Here is an 18339-nt window from a genome sequence, read left to right as displayed (position 1 = left end):
CACCACCAAAATCAGCAAAACCTCAACTCGGTGGATCCAGGCCAGATTCCCTCAAGGAGCCCTTCACGGACCTGAACCCGGATCAGACCTTCTTCTGCCATTCGTCCCAGCTGAAGCGCCAGTCGGTCCAGCCGTCGCCCGGTTTGAGGTCCACGCCGGTGTCGGTCACCACCACGACGTCCCCGCGATGGGAGTTCTCGTAGAACCACTTCGCGTTGTCGACGCTGACGTTGAGGCAGCCGTGCGAGGTGTTGGTGCGCCCCTGCTGCCGGACCGACCACGGCGCGGAATGCAGGAACTGTCCCGAGTTGGTGAGCCGCAGCGCGTACTTGACCGTGGTGCGGTAGCCGCCCGGCGAGTCGGTGGGCACGCCGTACGTGCTGGAGTCCATGGTGTACGGCGACTGCACGGTCATGATCAGCATCGTGCCGGAAACGCTGCGCGCGGACGGCTTGCCGAGGCTGACCGGGGACGTCAGGACGAGCTGGCCGTCCTTGTACGTCCGCATCTGCTTTTCCTTGTCCGACACCTTCGAGATGATCGCCGGGCCGGTCTTGAAGCTGATCTTGCGGTCGGCCTTGCCGAACACGCCGTTGCCGAGCGCGCGGCCGGCGATCTTGATGTCGAGGGTGACCGTGGAGTACGCGGGCCAGTATTCCTTGGTGCGGTAGTGCACCTCGTCGTCGCCGAACCAGCGCCACGCCCCGGTGGCGGGCTTGTCGGAGGTGACGGTGAGCATCTTCTCGGCGGCGGCCTTGTCCGCGACCGGCGCGGAGAACTTGATCGTGATCGGCATGCCGACGCCGGTGGTCTCGCCGTCGAGCGGGATCACCGACGGATACGCCTGCGCCTTGGCGGTCGCGGTGGTGAAGGTGCTCGTGCGGGTCACCGGGTTGCCGTCCGCGCCGACGGAGCGCGCGGTGAGCGTGTACTTCGTGCGGTAGTCCAGGGGCTTGCTGCTGGTCCAGCGCTGCTTCGCGGCGTCCATCTCGCCGGGCACCGGAGCGCCGTCCGCCGCCGCGAGGGTGACCTCGCTGAGCGTGGACCCGCCGGCCACCGCGGTGACGGGTTCGCCGGGCGCGACGTCGTTCGAGCCGTCCTTGGGACCGAGGTCGAGGGTCGCGGGCACCGCCGGCGCGGCGCTGGTCTTCTGGTCGTTGCCCGCGGCGGGACCGGGAGCCGGTGCGGACGTGCACGCCGCCGTCAGCGCCAGCCCGGCGAGGATCCCCGCGATGATCTGCGTTTTCCGCCCCAGCACCTGACCAGCCCCCATTCGCGATTACTACCGGACATAGTAGTCATACCGGTCAGGCGCGGAGCAGGGCGGGAGCCGCTGCCCGGCGGTGGTGTCCGGACAGGGAGACCCAGGTCACGAATGCTGCCGCAGCCCGCGCCGCAGCGCCTCCCGCTCGCGCTCGGACGCCGACCGCGCGAAATGCAGCAGCACGCCCTCGGGATCGCCCGCGTCGGCGAGCAGGTTCCGCATCGCGCGGGCGGCTGCTTCCTCTCGCGACGACACCGGCGTGTAGCAGTAGGCGCGGCTGCGTTTCTCGCGTTCCACCCAGCCCTTGCTGTGCAGATGGTCGAGCACGGTGAGCACCGTCGTGTAGGCGAGGTCCCGGTTCAGCTCCTCCAGCACTTCGCGGACCGTGCGCGCGTCTCCCGCCCGCCACAGGACGTCCATAGCCGCCGATTCCAGCTCGCCCAGTCCCTGCACGCCCCGCATCCTAGGGCGCGCCGGTCCGGTGTCAGTACGCGGTGAGCCCGCCGTCGACGACCAGTTCGGTTCCAGTGACGAACGAGGATTCGTCACTGGCCAGGAAGAGCATCGCGTGCGCGACCTCGGCCGGGCTGCCCGCGCGGCGCATCGGCGTGCGGACGATGTCGGGCTGCTGGTCGCCCTGTTCGTCGAGCAGGTCCTGGATCATCGGCGTCGCGATGACCCCCGGGTGCACCGAATTGACCCGGACGCCGCGCGTCGCGTACTCGACCGCGGCGGTCTTGGTCAGCAGCCGCACCGCCCCTTTGGACGCCTGGTACGCGGCGGCCGCGCCGCTGCCGACCAGGCCCAGCACCGAGGAGGTGTTGACCACCGATCCGTTGCCGGAGGCGCGCAGCAGCGGCATCGCGGTCTTCATCCCGAGCCAGGTCCCGGTCTGGTTGACCGCGATCACCCGGTCCCAGGCGTCCGGGGCCGTCTCCTCGATGCCCGGCCAGTCCACGATCCCCGCGACGTTGACCAGCACGTCGAGGCGGCCGAACCGCTGCCGGGTCCGTTCGACGGTTTCGCGCCAGTTTTCCGGCGAGGACACGTCCAGCCGGTCGGCCAGCACGTCGGTCTCCAGCCGTGCCGCGAGTTTCCGCACTGCTTCGTAGTCGACGTCGGTGACGACCAGGCTGGCTCCCTCCCGGGCGAACAGTTCCGCGGTGGCTTGGCCTATGCCGCCGGTCGCTCCGGTGAGCAGCACGACTTTTCCGTTGAGCCGCATAAGATATTTCCTTTCGTCGGAGGGATATCAGGCCGCGGTGTAGCCGCCGTCGGCGGCGACGACCGCGCCGGTGACGAACGCGGACCGCGGCGACGCCAAAAAGCCGATCACCTCAGCGATTTCTTCCGGCTGCGCGACCCGGCCGAGCGGATGGGCAGTGCCGAACGACCGCAGATACGCCCGGCTGTCGGCGCGGAAAGTGTCGAGCAGATCTGTTTCGATCACGCCGGGAGCGACCACGTTCGCGCGAATTCCGTGCGGAGCGCCTTCCAATGCGAGCACCTTTGTCAATTGCGCCAACGCTCCTTTCGACGCGCTGTACGCTGCCGCCTCGGCCAGCCCCACCGTGCTGGCGAACGAGCCGACCGTGACGATCGCTCCCCCGCCGTTGTCGCGCATTACTCGGAATGCCTCTCGCGCCTGCAAAAACGCTCCGCGCGCATTGACGGACATCACCTCGTCCCAGTCCGCCGCGGTCGTCTCGGTGACCGGCTTGTTCACCGAACGCCCCGCATTCGCGACCAGAATGTCGAGCCCGCCGAACTGTTCCACCGCTTTGAGCGCCGACCGCACCGCAACGTCCTCTTCGGACACATCGCCGACCAGCACCGCCACGCCGTCCTTATCGGCGAGCCGTTCCACTTCGGGCCGGATGTCCGTCGCCAGCACTCGTGCCCCGTGCGCACGCAGCCAAGCGACCGTCGCCGCGCCGACCCCGCGCGCGGCCCCCGTGACCAGGGCGATCTTGCCCGCCAGTTCGTTCGTCATGCCGCCCAGTCTCAGCGTCGGCGGACCTCGCTGACAGGACGTGCCACACCCACCCAGCCGCCGCCTACCCTGGTTCGCATGGGCAGTACGGAACTGGGCGAATTCCTGCGAGCACGCCGCGCGCAACGCTCCCCGGAGGACGCCGACGTGCGCTATTCCGGCCGACGCAAGGTCGCGGGCCTGCGCCGCGAGGAAGTCGCCGTGCTCGCCGGGGTGAACGTCGACTACTACGCGCGCTTGGAACAGGGCCGGGAAACCCGCCCGTCACCGCAGGTGCTCGACGCCCTCAGCCGCGCACTGGGCCTGGACCCTGACGCCCGCGACCACCTGTACCGCCTCGCCGGCGCCACCCCGTCCGACCTGCCTTCCCCGGCACCCCAAACCGTAAGCCCGGAACTGCGGCAGCTCATGGACGGCTATCCGCACGCACCCGCGTTCGTGCTCAACCGCGTCCTGGACATTCTCGCGGCGAACACCCTCGCCGACGCCCTGTTCTCCCCCTTCACCGCGGCCGACAACCTGGCCCGCATGACCTTCCTCGACCCAGCGGGTCCACAGTTCTTCGCCCGCTGGGAATGGACGGCCCAAGCGACCGTGGCAAACCTGCGTGCCGCGGCGGGAGACCCGGCCCTGCCGCACTTGGTCGCGGAACTCAGCGAGGGCAGTTCGCGGTTCCGGACGCTGTGGGAAACCCATCAGGTGCGGGGGAAGACCCGAGAGCCCAAGCAACTCGTCCATCCGGCGGTCGGGCCGCTGACGCTGACCTACCAGGCATTCGACGTGCGCGGGGCGGCTGGGCAGCAGTTGATTGTCTATCAGGCTGAGCCGGGCAGTCCCAGTGCTGAGGCGCTGTCGTTGCTGCGGAGCGTTCCATTGCGGGTGCGTCCGGGCGCGGGCATGCCGTGAACGAGATCTAGTAGCCGCGCGTGGAGTTGGCGGCGAACCGGCGGGCGGCCCGGAGGCGCGGGGGCGCCTCGGCTGGTTCGCCTGGGATTGGTCGATCGGCCCGCAGTCGATGGCGTCGGCGGGACCCGCCACGACGCGTTCGCTACTTCTTCCTCGCGTGCGAAGGCATGCAGCACCGGCCGATTCGTGCTCCCGCAGAACACGCGCGACACCCGTGCGCTCGGAAGCCTCACCCTTGAGGCAAGGCGTGCAGCACCGACCAGCCCGTCCTCGCACAGGACACGCGCGATGCCACGCGCTCGAAACCATGGCCGTCCAGCCAAAGCATGCAGCGCCAACCGGCCCGTGCTCCCGTAGAACACGCGCGGTACCCGAGCACACTCGGCGCGCTCGAAAACCTCGCCCTCGATGCAAGGCGTGCGGCGCGAACCGGCCTGTGTTCCCACGAAGCAGGCCCGTTCGCTCCGCACGCCGGCCGCCGGGGCGCGCGTCGGTGCCCGAGCGCACATTCGCGCGCGTGCACCGGCGGCCTCCGGCCGGGGTCGTGCCGCCCGGGGGAAAGCGGCGCGAGCCCGGCCAGGGCCTCGGCGGGTTACTTCGTGACGATCTTCTGGCCGACCAGGATCAGGTTGGCGTTAGGGATGTACTTCGCGTTCAGCTGCTGCAGGTGCTGCCAGCCGCCGTCGACGTTCAGGTTCTTCGCGATGCCGGACAGGGTGTCGCCCGCGGCCACGGTGTAGCTGCCGTCCGGGTTCGAGGACGGGGCGGCGTGCTTCGGCGCGGACTTGACCTTCGCCTCGGCCTTCACCTGGACCTTCGGCTTCGCGGCCACGGCCTCGACCTCGGCCGAGCCGCCGGAGGTGTCGCCGCCGAAGTCGGCGTAGCTCGCCGGGCCGGAGCCGCCGCGGCACTGCCACGGGGCCGAACCCTGCTTCGCGTAGATCCGGTCCGCGACGATCTGCTGCTGCGCGGGCGTCGCCTTGTCGGCGGTCGGGGCGAACTGGCCGCCGCCGTTCGCGAGCCAGGTCTTCGTGACGATCTGGAACAGGCCGGCGGGGCGGCCCGCGCGCTGGCCCGCGGCGGTGTTGTTGACCGCTGTCGGGTTGCCGCTGCTCTCGCACTTGACGATGCCGGCCTGCCCCGGGAAGGCGTTGGCCGTGCCCGCCCCGGCGAGGCCGATGCCGCCGAGGGTGGCGCCCGCGAGAGCCGCGGTCGCGCCGGTGCGCTGGAGGGTCGTTTTCGTCTTGCTGGGTTTGCTGTGCCGTCCCACGGTGGGTGGGCTCCTTCGCTGTCACACCGCATCGCCGTCCTCGCACCTGAGCCAGGCGCGAGCCGCGACGGCGCGCGGCGGCTTCGGGTCGCTGATCCTCGGGGTAGATCGCAGGTCACCGCAAAAGCGCGAGAAGATTACGAAACGGAAACGGCAGGTGTACAGAGTCAGTGGGATCGGCCACAGATCGCCTCGGCGCGTAGCAGTCAGGCGACAGTGCGTCATGCCCATGGCGACCTACTTGGTGAATCAATCACAGCTCAACAGCAAGGTTTTCTAAAGCAGACCTCAACACCAACAAGCAAATTCCTCTTCGCTAGCAACTTTCTAACTATCTATATGGTTAGTGATCTGCCTGCATCGCGAACGTTACGGTCTAGATAAACACAGGTCGCGGATCTCGTTCACCCCGCGCTACGGCACCCGGGCCCGGCCCAGCACGCCCCGCCGGACCAGGCCCGCTCCTCCGGACGCACCCGCGACCGGCACCCGCCGCCGCTGACGCGAGCCACTGGACCACCGGTCCAGACCACTGCCATGGTCTGGACCACTCTGCCCGCCGCCCGCCGAGCCCCGCTGCCGAAACCGCGGTCCGGCACCCTTCCCCGGCGGAAACAGCACCCGCAACCGGACCCGGACGGCGAAAAGACCGGAAACCTCGACATTTCCCGCATCCGACATATCCCGGAATCCCGCTTGCAACCGTCCGGAAAGGCTTCCCACCATGCGGTCGTCGGACTCCGATTCACAGCCCGGAAACGGGGCGTGAATATTCACGTTCCGTTTCGCGCCGTCGCGAACACCGTTGCGCATTCAGTCGTTCAGCCCAGTACGGCGAACTCCGCGAAATCGCCGCGTTCACTCTCCCGGCGCATTGCCTCGCCTCACTCCGGCCGTTTCTTTTCTTTCCGGAGCCGGACGCGGCTCGCCATCGTCCGGAGAGCCGGTGCACCGGAACCGGCTGCGCTACGCTGTGCCCCGCGGTATTCCAGTGAGGTCGACCGGGGAGGGCTGCGCCCAGCGCGGCCCTCCCCCGCCTCTGCTCGCGACAAACCGTTTTCCCCCGCCGCCGGCCGTTTTCCCGCGGTCCGCGAATCCCCGCGAAAAGGAGGAGGAGTGCATGACGGACGCGCGGCGCGGCGCCGGCGGAACACATCCCCGGGCCGGAACCGAAGCATTCCGCCCGGGGCGGCGCGACGCAATACCGCGAGAACGACCGCTCCGTTTACCGGCGAAGCGGGTCCGGCGGCTCTCCCCGAGCATCGAGCGGGAACAGTTCGCCCCGAACGCCCTTTTCGCAGGGAAGACCGCCGCGCACCGGGGCGGGCTCCCGGCGGCCGCCTCCGGCCGCGCCACCACCATTGCCAGGGGAGAACAGCCCAGATGACCATCCTCGACCATCCCGCGCCGCTCACCGGTCCCGCCGTCCACTGCGATCTGCCCGGCCCGCGTTCGGCCGAGTACCTCGAGCGGCAGGACCGCCGGGAACCGAACGCCCGCGGCGGGCCCCGGCGGCTGCCGATCGCGATCACCGAGGGCTCGGGAAGCTTCGTGCGCGACGCCGACGGCAACGTCTTCATCGACTTCCTCGCCGGGGCGGGCGTGCTCTCCCTCGGGCACAACCATCCCGAACTGGTCGCGGCCATGACCGCGCAGCTCAGCAAGCTGACCCACGCGCTCGACTTCGCGACCCCGGTCAAGGACGAGTTCTCCGAGGCCCAGCTCGCGATGCTGCCCGAGGCGCTGCGCCCGCGAATGAAATTGCACTTCTGCGGACCCGCCGGGACCAACGCGGTCGAAGCCGCGCTGAAACTGTGCAAAACCGCGACCGGACGCGGCGGCGTCGTGTCGTACCAGGGCCGGTTCCACGGCAGCGCGCACGCCGCGCTGGGCCTGATCGGGCAGCGGCCGGGCGCGCACCCCCTGTCCGGCACCCAGTACCCGCCGTACTCCTCCTGCCCCCGCTGCCCGGCCGGCCACGATCCGGACACGTGCGCGGCGACCTGCCCGGACCTGCTCGAACGCTCGCTGCACGACCCCGACGGCGGCCTCCCGCTGCCCGCGGCGGTGGTGCTGGAACTGGTGCAGGGCGAGGGCGGCGTGGTCCCGGCGCGGGCGGATTTCGTGCACCGGGTGCGCGAACTGACCCGGGAGCTGGGCATCCCGCTGATCGTCGACGAACTGCAGACCGGCTGCGGCCGCACCGGGACCTGGTTCGCCTTCGAGCGCTACGGCATCGAACCCGACGTGATCGTCGCGTCCAAGGCGCTCAGCGGAATCGGCTCGCCGGTCTCGCTGATCATCTACGACGAGCGCCTCGACCACTGGGCTCCCCGCGCGCACGCGTTCCGCGGCAATCAGCTCGCCTTCGCCGCGGGCGCGCGGGCGATCGAGGTCGTCAACCGCGACAGCGTGCTGGACAACGTCGTCGAGCGCGGCTGCCAGTTCGAGGAGCTGCTCTCCCCGCTGGCCAGCCATCAGTGGGTGACGGACGTGCGCGGCGCCGGGCTGATGTGGGGCATCGAACTGGCCGATCCGCGCACCGGAGCGCCTGCGTCGGAACTCGCGCTGGCCGTGCAGAACCACGCGTTGCGCCGCGGGCTCATCGTCGAATTGGGCGGACGCGGCGACAGCGTGGTCCGGCTGCTGCCGCCGCTCAACGTCACCGCGGACGTCGTGCGCACGGCCGCCGGAATCCTGCTGGCCGCGCTCGATTCGGCTACTCGCGAGGCGCGCTGACCGACGGCCGCGCCACCGCCCGGGGTCTGGCGGTGGCGCGGTTCGGCGTCAGAAGGCAAACCACTGCGACGACACCAGCACCAGCCCCAGCGAGCACACCGCGACCACCACCAGCCCGAGCGCGGCCACCACCAGCGGTCGCAGCCCGCTTCGGGCCATCTGGCGGAGGTCGAAGTTCAGGCCGACCCCGGCGAAGCACAGCAGGAACGCCCACTTCGAGAGGTTCCCGAGACTGGCGACCTCCGCCTTGGTGAACACGTGCGCGGTCGCCAGCGCGGAGACCGCGACGAACCCCAGCACGAACTTCGGGAAGGTGCGCCACACAAAACCCGCGCGGCCCTTGAGCCCGCCGCCGACTGCCTTGCCGCCGCGCGTGGACCAGTACGCCGCGTAGCCGAGGACGACCAGTCCGATCAACGCGTTCCGCGTGCTTTTCACCGCGACGGCGACGTCCTGCGCGTGCGGGGAGTACGCCGCGCCGGTCGCGGTCGTCTCGGCGGTGTTGTCCACCGCGAGTCCCGCCCAGAGGCCGAATTCGGTGTCGGTCAGGTTCAGCGCGTGCCCGATCGCCGGGAAGGCGAACAGCGCGACCGCGCCCAGTGCGAGGATCGCCGCGATGGCGTAGCCGGAGTCCTCGTCGTCGGCGTCGATGGAGCCGCGGCCGGCGATGATGGCCGACACGCCGCAGATCGAGGTGCCGATCGCCAGCAGCGACGACAGCTTCCCGCCGAGACCGAAAGCCTTGCCCACCAGCAGGATCACCGTGGTCGCCACGGCCATGTCGATCAGGATGAGACCGAGGCTGAACCCGCCGAGCTTGGCGAGGTCGCCCAGCACGAACCGGGCGCCGAGCAGGACGATGCCGGTCTTCAGCCAGAACTCGTAGGTCCCGACCCCGGGCCGGAACAGCGCCGGGATGCCGATCGTGTTGCGGATGACCAGTCCGAGGACGATCGCCCACAACACGTATTCGATGTCCGGCAGCGCGGTCCCGGTCGCGTGGCCGAGGCTGCGGATCCCGTTCTGCGCCAATGTGCCGACGATGCCGACCGCCGCGAGCAGCAGAAGCCCCGGCAGATATCTCACGACTGCTGGTACCGCTCGGCGGCCCTCTAGCGCGGCGGTCATGTGACGAGGAACGGGATCGCCGGCAGCACGCCGAACGCGGCCAACGCCACCAATACGGCCGCGACCAGCACCGCGGCCCAGTCGGCGCTGATCCGCGCAGCGCCTCTCGGTTTCGGATCTGAACTCATGACCGCAGGACTGTAGGCGGACCGGCCGCGCTGGTCCTCACCGTCCACCAGCTGGACGCTCCATTGTGGACACCGTGGTACAAGACCGCCCGCATCAGCGGTGCCGCCCTGGATATTCACTGGACAACGCTGCCGGCGGCGCGCAAGATCAAGAGACGTGACCGACCTCGCCGCCTTGCCGCTCGCTGATGCCCAGCTGTCCGAAGCCCAATCCTCCGACGCCGCTGAACTCCTTGTGCTGCAACGATGCTGCTGGGCCCCGCAGGCAATCGTCAACGACACCCTCGACGTCCCCGCCTTGCACGAGGACCTGGACACCGTGCGCGGCTGGGTCGAGACCACTCGCGTGTGGACGGTCCGGATCGACGGGCGGCTCGTCGCTGCCGTGCGCGCTCATCTCGAGGAGGACCGCTGGGAGATCGGCCGTTTGATGGTGGCCCCTGACCTCGCCGGACAGGGCGTCGGCCGGTGGCTGCTGAGCTATGCCGAGCAGCAAGCTCCGCCGGAGGCGACCAGTCTGGTGCTGTACACCGGCTCCGGCAGCGAGCGGAACCTGACGATGTACCGGCGCGCCGGGTACCGAGTGGCCGAACCGCCCGCGAACACGCTCGGGAAACACATCCGCGGGGCGGTTTACCTCACCAAGAGCGTCTAGCGCTTTCCCTTGGCACACCGCCGTTCGCCGCGGAATTCGGGGGCGGTGCCCGGTTCGCCTCGTCACAAGGTGGTGCCAGCGTCACCAGGACAACCGCCGCCTAGCTCCCCGTCCCGGGCCGCCGCACCCTGGCAGCAGGGCCGCACCCCGGCGGCCGGACTGGAGCAACCCCTGTGAAAGCACTGCGCATCACCGCGTTCGGCGCCGAAGCCACGCTCGCCGAGCTTCCCGCGCCGATTCCCGGACCGGGCCAGGTCGTCGTCGATGTCGTGGCAGCGGCGGCGAACCCGCTCGACCTCAAAATCGCCTCCGGAGTCATGACCGACTTCTTCCCGGTCGCCCTCCCCTACGTCCTGGGCACCGACTTCTCCGGGAGGATCGCGACGCCCGGCGCCGGCTGGCAGGTCGGCGACCCGGTGGTCGGCCGCCTCGACCCGGTCGCCGGCGGCGCGTTCGCCGAGCAGGTCGTGCTCGACGCGGCGCACCTGGTCCCGGCACCGTCGCACCTCACCCTGGAAGCCGCGGCAGGCCTCCCGACCGCGGCCGCGACCGCGTGGCAGGCGCTGGTCGAGGTCGCGGACGTCCACTCCGGACAGACAGTTCTCGTGCACGCCGCGGCCGGGGGCGTGGGCAGCTTCGCGGTCCAGATCGCGCGGCAACTCGGTGCCCGGGTGGTCGCGACCGCGTCCGGTTCGGGCGTCGCCATCGCGGAGAAACTCGGCGCCGACGAGGTGCTCGACTACCGGAAGACCGACTTCGCCCGCGAGCTCCGCGGAGTCGACGTCGTGCTCGACACCGTCGGCGGCGAAGTCGGGACCCGGTCGCGGCGAGTCCTGAAACCCGGCGGACTTCTCGTGACCACTCCCGCCCCGGCGGACGGCGCCGCGTTCGTGTTCCACACCTCGGACGCCGCCCGGCTGGCAAAGGTGGCGGACCTGGGCCTCGAAGTGCTCGTCGACCGCACCTGCCCGCTGGCGGACGGCGCACGGGCGCTCGCCAGCCTCGCCGAGGGCCACGCGCGGGGCAAGGTCCTGCTCAACGTCGCCTGAGTGGTGCTGACGACGCCTGGCTGCGCCGATCGCGCGAAGGCATAGTGGCGGCATGGACTTGCGCGAACTAGGCGGGTACCTGAAGTCGCGGCGCGACCGGATCAGCCCGGCGGACGTCGGCCTCTCCGCCGGGCCGCGCCGCCGGGTGGCCGGGCTGCGCCGCGACGAGGTCGCCGCACTGGCGCGTGCCTCGACGGACTACTACGTGCAGCTGGAGCAGGGTCGCGGCACCCAGCCGTCCGAGCAGATGCTCGCCGCGCTGGCCAGGGCGCTGCGGCTGACCAGCGACGAGCGCGACCATCTCTACCACTTGGCGGGCCGTCCGCTGCCGCCCGCGTCAAGCGGGAACGCGCACGTCCACCCGGCCCTGCTCAACCTCCTCGAACAGCTCACCGCGACGCCGGCGCAGGTCATGACCGACCTCAGCGTCCCGCTCGTGCAGAACCGGCTCGCCGAGGCGCTGCTCGGCGCCCCGGCTCCCGGCGACGGCATCCGGGCCAGCTTCGTCTACCAGTGGTTCACCGACCCTGCCGCGCGGCAGCGATACCACCCGGACGAACACGAGCACCAATCGCGCGTCTTCGTCGCCGACCTGCGCGCCGCGCTCGCCAAACGCGGCCGCGACGCCCTGGCCGACGAACTCCTCGCGACGCTCCTCGCCCGCAGCGAGGAATTCGCGCACCTCTGGGAGCAGCGCGAGGTCGCCGTCCGGCGCACCGACCGCAAACGGATCCTGCACCCGGCCCTCGGCGTGCTCGAACTCGACTGCATGAACCTGCTCAGCGAGGACGGCAGCCAGCGCCTCCTCTGGTTCACCGCGCCACCCGGCCGCGACGACCTGGAACTGCTGGCTGCCGTCGGCACCCAAGACCTCGCCCCGCGTCAGTCCGCTATGGACGGACGGCCAGGATGAGCTTCCCCAGCGCCTTCCGGTTTTCGATGGCCTCCAACGCCTGCTGGACGTCCGCCAGCGGATAGCTCCCGCCCAGCGGCGGCACGATCGCGCCCTCGGCCAGCTTCGGCAGCAGCTCCGCCCACTGCCCCTGCAGGTACCCCGGCCGCGGCAGCGCGTACGCGCCCCAGCCGACGCCCACGACGTCCAAGTTGTTGAGCAGCAACCGGTTCACCTTCACCTCGGGGATGGACCCGCCGGTGAACCCGATGACCAGCATCCGCCCGTCCGCGGCGAGGCAGCGCAGCGAATCGGTGAACCGGTCGCCGCCGACGACGTCCGCGATCACGTCGACGCCCCGGCCGCCGGTCGCCGCTTTCACCGCGTCCTTGAAGCCGTCCGCCAGCACGTACTCGTCCGCCCCGGCCGCGACCGCCGTCTCGCCCTTCTCCGGCGTCGACACCACGCCGAGCACCTTGCCCGCGCCGAACGCCTTCGCGACCTGGATGACCGCCGTCCCGACCCCGCCGGCCGCGCCGTGCACCAGCACGGTCTCCCCGGCCGCCATCCGGCCGCGCCGGCACAGCGCGAAATGCGCGGTCAGGTAGTTGAACGGGATCGCCGCCGCCTGGTCGAAGCCGAGGTCGTCCGGGATCGGGAACACCGCGTCGGCCGCGCACGCGACCCGCTCGGCGAACCCGCCCAGGAACGGCAGCGCCGCGACCCGGTCCCCGGCCTTGACCGCCGCGCCTTCCGGAGCCTCCGCCACGACCCCGGCGACCTCCGCGCCCGGGATGAACGGCAGCTCCGGCTTCACCTGGTAGAGCCCACGCGTCTGCAGCAGATCCGGGAACGACACCCCGGCCGCGTGGACGTCGATCAGCACCTGGTCGTCAGCACGCGACGGCGCGTCGGCTTCGACGACCGAAACGGTCGACGGGCCTTCGAGATCCTTGATGTGTACGGCTTTCATGCGTTTCTCCTGGTTCACAGCGCGGAGAGGATGTCGTTGACGCGGTCTTTGGCGTCGCCGAAGAGCATCGCGGAGTTGTCGCGGAAGAACAGCGGGTTCTGCACGCCCGCGTAGCCGGAGGCCATGGAGCGTTTGAACACGATCACGTTCTCCGCTTCCCACACGGTCAGCACCGGCATGCCCGCGATCGGGCTGCCGGGGTCTTCGGCCGCGGCGGGGTTGACGGTGTCGTTCGCGCCGATGACGAGGACGACGTCGGTGTCGGCGAAGTCGTCGTTGATCTCGTCCAACTCCAGCACGATGTCATACGGCACTTTGGCTTCGGCGAGGAGGACGTTCATGTGGCCCGGCAGGCGCCCGGCGACGGGGTGGATCCCGAACCGGACCTCGATGCCCTTGTCCCTAAGTTTCCGGGTCAGTTCCGCGACCCCGTACTGGGCCTGGGCGACTGCCATCCCGTAGCCGGGGGTGATGATCACCCGGGAGGCTCCGGTGAGCAGTTCGGCCGCGCCTTCGGCGGTGATTTCCCGGTGCTCGCCGTAGTCCTTGTCCCCGCTGGGTCCGGCTTCGATGCCGAAGCCTCCGGCGATGACGGAGATGAAGGACCGGTTCATCGCCTTGCACATGATCCAGGACAGGTAGGCACCCGAGGAGCCGACGAGGGCGCCGGTGATGATCAGCAGGTCGTTCTCCAGCAGGAAGCCTGAGGCCGCAGCCGCCCAGCCGCTGTAGCTGTTCAGCATCGACACGACCACCGGCATGTCCCCGCCGCCGATCGACGCGACCAGATGCCAGCCCAATGCGAGGGCGAGGACGGTGACGACGATCAGCAGCCACAGGTGCGGGCTCGCGACGAACCAGGCGGTGAACGCGACGAACAGCACCAGCGCGCCCAGGTTCAGGAAGTTCTTGCCGGGCAGCATCAACGGCGCGGATTTCATCTTCGCCGAGAGTTTCAGGTTCGCGACGATCGATCCGGTGAAGGTCACGGCGCCGATGAACACGCCGATGAACACCTCGGCGTGGTGGATCCCCAACGTCCCCAGGGTTTCGAGGTGGCGGGACTCGCCGCCGGTCGGGTCGCATTCGACCTGGAGATAGCCGTTCCAGCCGACCAGGACGGCGGCGAGGCCGACGAAGGAATGCAGCAGGGCGATCAGCTCGGGCATCCCGGTCATCTCGACCACCGCCGCCCGCCGCAGCCCGATCCCCGCGCCGATGACCATCGCGACGATCATCAACGCGATCGAGGTGCCGGTGATGTCGCCGGTGACCGCTTGGGCGATGGTCGCGATCAGCGCGACGACCATCCCGGCGATGCCGAAATAATTCCCCACCCGGGCGGTTTCGTGCCGGGACAGTCCGGCGAGGGCGAGAATGAACAACAGCCCGGCCACGATGTAGGCGGCCTGGCTCGCAGTGTGCACAGTCATCAGAACAGAACGCCTTCCGGGTCAGCTGCGGGAGAACATCGCGAGCATCCGGCGGGTCACCGCGAACCCGCCGAAAATGTTGATCGTCGCCAGCAGCGTCGCCACCCCAGCCAGCACCACGACCACCGTGTTCCCGCTGACCAGATTCAGCAGCGCGCCCACCACGATGATCCCGGAAATCGCGTTCGTCACCGACATCAACGGCGTATGCAACGCATGATGCACATGCCCGATCACGTAATAGCCGATCACGATCGCCAACGCGAACACCGTCAGATGCGGCAACAACGCCGCCGGAGCCAACGCCGCCAACACCAACACCACCGCCGCCACACCCAACACCACACCGAGCCTGCGACCCGACGACATCGGCTGCTTCTCCGGCTCCTCCTTCTTCACCGGCGCCGCGGGTTTCTGCGGCGCCGCGGAAACCTGCACCGGAGGCGGCGGCCAGGTCAATTCGCCGTTTTTCACGACGGTGATCGACCGGACCACCACATCCTCGAAATCGACGACCAACTGGCCGTCTTTCTCCGGGGTCATCAGCTTCATCAGGTTCACCAGGTTGGTGCCGTACAGCTGCGACGCCTGCGCCGGAAGCCGCCCCGCGAGATCCGTGTAACCGAGGATCGTGACACCGTTGTCGGTCACGACGCTCTCCCCCGCGACGGAGCCCTCGACGTTGCCGCCGTTCGCCGCCGCCATGTCCACAATCACCGAACCGGCCTTCATCGACGCCACCATCTCACCGGTGACGATCCGCGGCGCCGGACGCCCCGGGATCAACGCCGTCGTCACGATGATGTCGACGTCCTTGCACTGCGCCGCATACAGCTCTTTCTCGCGCGCTTTGTAGTCGTCGCCCATTTCTTTGGCGTATCCGGTGGCGGAGACTTCGGCGTTCGGGTCCTCGATGGACAGATACTCCCCGCCGAGGCTTTTGACCTGGTCGGCGACTTCGGGGCGCGGGTCCGTCGCCCGCACGATCGCACCGAGACTTCCCGCAGCGCCGATCGCCGCCAAACCCGCGACACCCGCCCCGACGACCAGGACCTTGGCCGGGTTGACCTTCCCCGCCGCGGTCACCTGGCCGGTGAAGAACCGCCCGAACGTATGCGCCGCCTCCACCACCGCCCGATACCCCGCGATATTCGCCATCGACGACAGCACATCCAACGACTGCGCCCGGGAGATCCGCGGCACCGCGTCCATCGCGAGCGCCGTGATCGGCCGCTTCGCGAGATCCTCCACCAGCTCCGGCTTCAACGCCGGAGCCAGCAGACTCACCACCGTCGCGCCCTGCTTCACCGCATCCAACTGCCCGGACGACGGCGCATTCACCCCGAACACGATGTCCGCCTCGGCGACCGACCCCACGGTCGCACCCGCGTCCGCATACGCCTGGTCGAAAAACCCCGACAACAGACCCGCGCCCGGCTCCACCGCCACCTCATAACCCAGCCCGCGCAGCTTGCCCACCGTTTCCGGAGTCGCCGCGACGCGCGTCTCCCCCGGTTGGGCCTCCTTGAGCACCCCGATCAGCATGCCGTCTCCTTCCCGCTCGTTCGCGGAAGATCCGCCGGCCGGGCCTGACGGCGTTTTGGGTCGCCACCTGGTCCGACTTCGCCCGCTTCAGGTACAGATGCGCTGGATACTCCCATGCCGCCCGGCCTCCGGCAGCCAACCGAAGCCCCTTTTTCGACGGCAAGTCCGACGAGATCACGGTCATAGCGCGAGCAACCGGGCCGACCGGGCCGTTCCCGAGGTCGCGGCGGCGAGCCGGAAACCGCCGACTACCCGGTTGAACCGCCTCGCGGGTCCGGCCCGGGTCCGGTCGCGGGGCACGGTCGCCGGATCGATCACGAGGCCCGCAGTGATGTCCGCCACTTGACAACGGGGCCGCCCAGACTCAGCCGACCGGGCGGCCCAGTCCGCTGCTCCGCTCGGAGCCCGCCGGTCGCGCGGCGGGTCACCATGGCCGTCAGCTCGTCCTCGAATATGGGAGGGCCGAGCGGCTCCGGCCTGGCGATCATCTTGCGCACGAGCAGTTCCACCGTGTTCAGCCAGGTCCACATTGGACACGGCCTGCTCCGGCAACTCCTCGGCAGCGGTGAGCCTTTACTCATCACAGGCCACTGAGCAGGACAAATGCCCGGCTTGAGGGTCGACGGGTGCGTTCACCGCCGCGGATACACGTACACGCCTTCGGATTCCTTGTCGATCACCGCGACGTTCCGGTCGATCGCCACGGGCAGCGAGGTCTCCTCGGCCAGCGGTTTCGCCTCTCCGGTGGACAGGTCGATCCGCACCGGGGCTTCACTGGTCCCGTAGGCGATTCCGTCCGGCCCGACGGATTCCACCTTGACGGCCTTCCGCGTTTCGGTTTCGGCGAAACAGGAGCCCTTCTTCGCTTCCAGATCGAAGACGACCAGCCCGGCGACGAGATACCGGCCGCCCGGGTCCAGGAGCGGCTGCGGCTGCCTCCTGTCCCGGTCGTCCACTGTGGACTGTGCACAGCGGACCGAAGCCAGCACCTGCCCGGTCGCCGCGTCGTGGACCGCCCACATCCGCACGGTCGCGTCGTCGTCGACCGGCCATGCCGCGAGGACGTGCTGCCCGTCCGGAGTGCCGTAGGTGCGCACGTCCGCGCTGCCGACGTTCGCCTTCGCCCCGGGCGGGACCACGTCGCCGCTGAACCAGCCGCCCGGTGTCCAGAACGCCCGGAATCCCTGCACCAGCGGCCCTTTCGCGGTCGCACCGGGGACGGTGAGGTTCAGATTGCAGTCGCCGATGTCGTGCTCGCAGGGTTTCGGAGCCTTCAGCGCCGGGCTTTGCTGCTCGTAGGTGGCGACCTGGCCGGTGGACACATCCGCGACCGCGGTCGCCCGGTCCACCTCGACCAGCGCCGTTCCCCCGTCCTGCACGGCGAACCGGCTCGCCTCGGCCGGGACGACGATCCGCCGCGCCGCCTTCCCGCCGTTCGTGGTCGCGCCGATGTCGAACACGTCGAGATGCGTGACCTTCTTCGCCTTGTTGACCGCGTCGCCGCCCTCCAGGCCGGTGCTGGCCAGAACCGCGTAGTCCTTGCCGTCCTTGGCCGTTTCGAACAATCGCGTGGAGACGTCGTGGTAGTTGGTCTCCTCCTCGGGCAGCTCGACCGGCGCGCTCGCCCAGCGGTCCGCGCCGGTCTTCTCGTCCTTCGCGATGACCCGCACGGTCTTGCCGTCGTTCGACGCTTCCGCGAACAACACCGCACCGGCTCGCGCGGCGAGGACTGGATCGGTGAGTTTGCCGCCGTCAGCCCCGACCGCCGACCAGCCCTTGCCCGCGTCGAACGCATCAGGAATCTTCTGCTGCGCCGCGGCCGGGTCCGGTTGAGGCACGGGAGGCACCGGCGGCGGCGGGACCGGCGAAGAACCGCACGCGGTCAGCACGAGCGCGACGGTGCCGAGCAACACGGCTGCGGCCGGCCGGTTCACTGGCCCGCCCCCTCGCCGAGGAGCCGCAACGCGCTCCCGTAGTACAGGGTGTACTCCTCGGGCTGGACGTCCTTCCGCTTCATTTTGAGCTCATGGTCCGCGGCTTCCTTCAACGGAACGCACTTGCCCGGCGACGGGCAGACTTCGCCCTCGGCGTCGGCCGTGGCCTTCTCGCCGGTGTCGTCCGCCCAGACCACTCGGTAGGACGTGACCGTGACGTGCACGTCCGGATGCTTCGAGAACCAGGTGCGCACGCGGTCCTGGCCTTGTTCGCGCGGGGAAACCCAGGCGTTGACGTCCTCGGCGGTCGGATTCGGGTGCGTCTTGAGCATTTCGAGGTAGCCCGTGACCGCACCAGCGGCCGTACTGCGATCAGCAGGCGGAGGCACCGGCGCGGGAGTCGGCGCAGGGTCCGAACAGGCGGAAAGCA

General features: G+C 69.7%; 18 protein-coding genes. 5 read left to right on the top strand and 13 right to left on the bottom strand.

Annotated features, from left to right (window positions below; genetic code table 11):
* Positions 1-82: 82 nt before the first annotated feature.
* The 4 genes from EIZ44_RS12830 to EIZ44_RS12815 form a co-directional block, all read right to left on the bottom strand.
* Positions 83-1273 carry a L,D-transpeptidase gene (locus EIZ44_RS12830; RefSeq protein ID WP_134728703.1) on the bottom strand — a complete coding sequence of 397 codons (1191 nt, stop codon included), beginning with the start codon at positions 1271-1273 and terminating at the stop codon, positions 83-85.
* A 96-nt stretch (positions 1274-1369) separates the two neighbouring features.
* Positions 1370-1717: a BlaI/MecI/CopY family transcriptional regulator gene (locus EIZ44_RS12825; RefSeq protein ID WP_167754101.1), complete on the bottom strand. Its 348-nt coding sequence runs from the start codon at positions 1715-1717 to the stop codon at positions 1370-1372.
* Between the two features lie 31 nt (positions 1718-1748).
* A complete protein-coding gene (locus tag EIZ44_RS12820) occupies positions 1749-2489 on the bottom strand; it encodes an SDR family NAD(P)-dependent oxidoreductase (RefSeq protein ID WP_134728701.1) in 741 nt (246 codons plus the stop codon).
* A gap of 27 nt (positions 2490-2516) precedes the next feature.
* A complete protein-coding gene (locus tag EIZ44_RS12815; RefSeq protein WP_134667796.1) occupies positions 2517-3257 on the bottom strand; it encodes an SDR family NAD(P)-dependent oxidoreductase in 741 nt (246 codons plus the stop codon).
* A 78-nt stretch (positions 3258-3335) separates the two neighbouring features.
* On the opposite strand from EIZ44_RS12815, the gene EIZ44_RS12810 reads away from it, so the two are divergent.
* Positions 3336-4163: a helix-turn-helix transcriptional regulator gene (locus EIZ44_RS12810; protein WP_134728699.1), complete on the top strand. Its 828-nt coding sequence runs from the start codon at positions 3336-3338 to the stop codon at positions 4161-4163.
* 592 nt (positions 4164-4755) lie between these two features.
* Here the strand turns inward: EIZ44_RS12810 and EIZ44_RS12805 are convergent.
* Positions 4756-5433, bottom strand: coding sequence for a LysM peptidoglycan-binding domain-containing protein (locus EIZ44_RS12805; protein ID WP_134728697.1), 678 nt, complete (start codon positions 5431-5433; stop codon positions 4756-4758).
* A gap of 1383 nt (positions 5434-6816) precedes the next feature.
* Between EIZ44_RS12805 and EIZ44_RS12800 the strand changes: the two genes are divergently transcribed.
* Complete coding sequence (locus EIZ44_RS12800) at positions 6817-8172, top strand: aspartate aminotransferase family protein (protein WP_134667794.1); 1356 nt, start codon at positions 6817-6819, stop codon at positions 8170-8172.
* Positions 8173-8220: 48 nt separating this feature from the next.
* On the opposite strand, the gene EIZ44_RS12795 is transcribed toward EIZ44_RS12800, so the two are convergent.
* A complete protein-coding gene (locus EIZ44_RS12795) occupies positions 8221-9258 on the bottom strand; it encodes a YeiH family protein (protein WP_205673119.1) in 1038 nt (345 codons plus the stop codon).
* 38 nt (positions 9259-9296) lie between these two features.
* Positions 9297-9428, bottom strand: a complete 132-nt coding sequence (locus EIZ44_RS45905; protein ID WP_275294888.1) for a hypothetical protein — start codon at positions 9426-9428, stop codon at positions 9297-9299.
* Between the two features lie 157 nt (positions 9429-9585).
* Here EIZ44_RS45905 and EIZ44_RS12790 point away from each other — a divergent pair, with 157 nt between their 5' ends.
* From EIZ44_RS12790 to EIZ44_RS12780, 3 genes are all read left to right on the top strand, one after another.
* Entirely contained in the window at positions 9586-10083 is a 498-nt protein-coding gene (locus EIZ44_RS12790; protein WP_134728693.1) for a GNAT family N-acetyltransferase, read from the top strand.
* Between the two features lie 173 nt (positions 10084-10256).
* Positions 10257-11132, top strand: coding sequence for an NADP-dependent oxidoreductase (locus tag EIZ44_RS12785; protein ID WP_037810654.1), 876 nt, complete (start codon positions 10257-10259; stop codon positions 11130-11132).
* 52 nt (positions 11133-11184) lie between these two features.
* Positions 11185-12045 carry an MmyB family transcriptional regulator gene (locus EIZ44_RS12780; protein ID WP_037810653.1) on the top strand — a complete coding sequence of 287 codons (861 nt, stop codon included), beginning with the start codon at positions 11185-11187 and terminating at the stop codon, positions 12043-12045.
* On the opposite strand, the gene EIZ44_RS12775 is transcribed toward EIZ44_RS12780, so the two are convergent.
* From EIZ44_RS12775 to EIZ44_RS12755, 6 genes are all read right to left on the bottom strand, one after another.
* Complete coding sequence (locus tag EIZ44_RS12775) at positions 12023-12997, bottom strand: NADPH:quinone oxidoreductase family protein (RefSeq protein WP_134728691.1); 975 nt, start codon at positions 12995-12997, stop codon at positions 12023-12025. The two genes, EIZ44_RS12780 and EIZ44_RS12775, sit on opposite strands and share 23 nt — an antisense overlap.
* A gap of 14 nt (positions 12998-13011) precedes the next feature.
* On the bottom strand, positions 13012-14430 hold the full coding sequence (pntB, locus tag EIZ44_RS12770; RefSeq protein ID WP_205673118.1) for a Re/Si-specific NAD(P)(+) transhydrogenase subunit beta: 1419 nt from the start codon (positions 14428-14430) through the stop codon (positions 13012-13014).
* Between the two features lie 21 nt (positions 14431-14451).
* Positions 14452-15975, bottom strand: coding sequence for a Re/Si-specific NAD(P)(+) transhydrogenase subunit alpha (locus tag EIZ44_RS12765; protein WP_134728687.1), 1524 nt, complete (start codon positions 15973-15975; stop codon positions 14452-14454).
* A 180-nt stretch (positions 15976-16155) separates the two neighbouring features.
* Positions 16156-16317, bottom strand: coding sequence for a hypothetical protein (locus tag EIZ44_RS44660; RefSeq protein WP_167754100.1), 162 nt, complete (start codon positions 16315-16317; stop codon positions 16156-16158).
* Between the two features lie 290 nt (positions 16318-16607).
* Positions 16608-17909, bottom strand: coding sequence for a hypothetical protein (locus tag EIZ44_RS12760; RefSeq protein WP_134728685.1), 1302 nt, complete (start codon positions 17907-17909; stop codon positions 16608-16610).
* Positions 17906-18298 carry a hypothetical protein gene (locus EIZ44_RS12755; protein ID WP_134728683.1) on the bottom strand — a complete coding sequence of 131 codons (393 nt, stop codon included), beginning with the start codon at positions 18296-18298 and terminating at the stop codon, positions 17906-17908. The genes EIZ44_RS12760 and EIZ44_RS12755 overlap by 4 nt, the downstream gene beginning before the upstream one ends.
* Positions 18299-18339: the final 41 nt, after the last annotated feature.

Source organism: Amycolatopsis nivea (assembly GCF_004522235.1).
Classification (GTDB): Bacteria; Actinomycetota; Actinomycetes; order Mycobacteriales; family Pseudonocardiaceae; genus Amycolatopsis; species Amycolatopsis nivea.
This window is presented reverse-complemented; position numbering and strand designations above follow the sequence as displayed.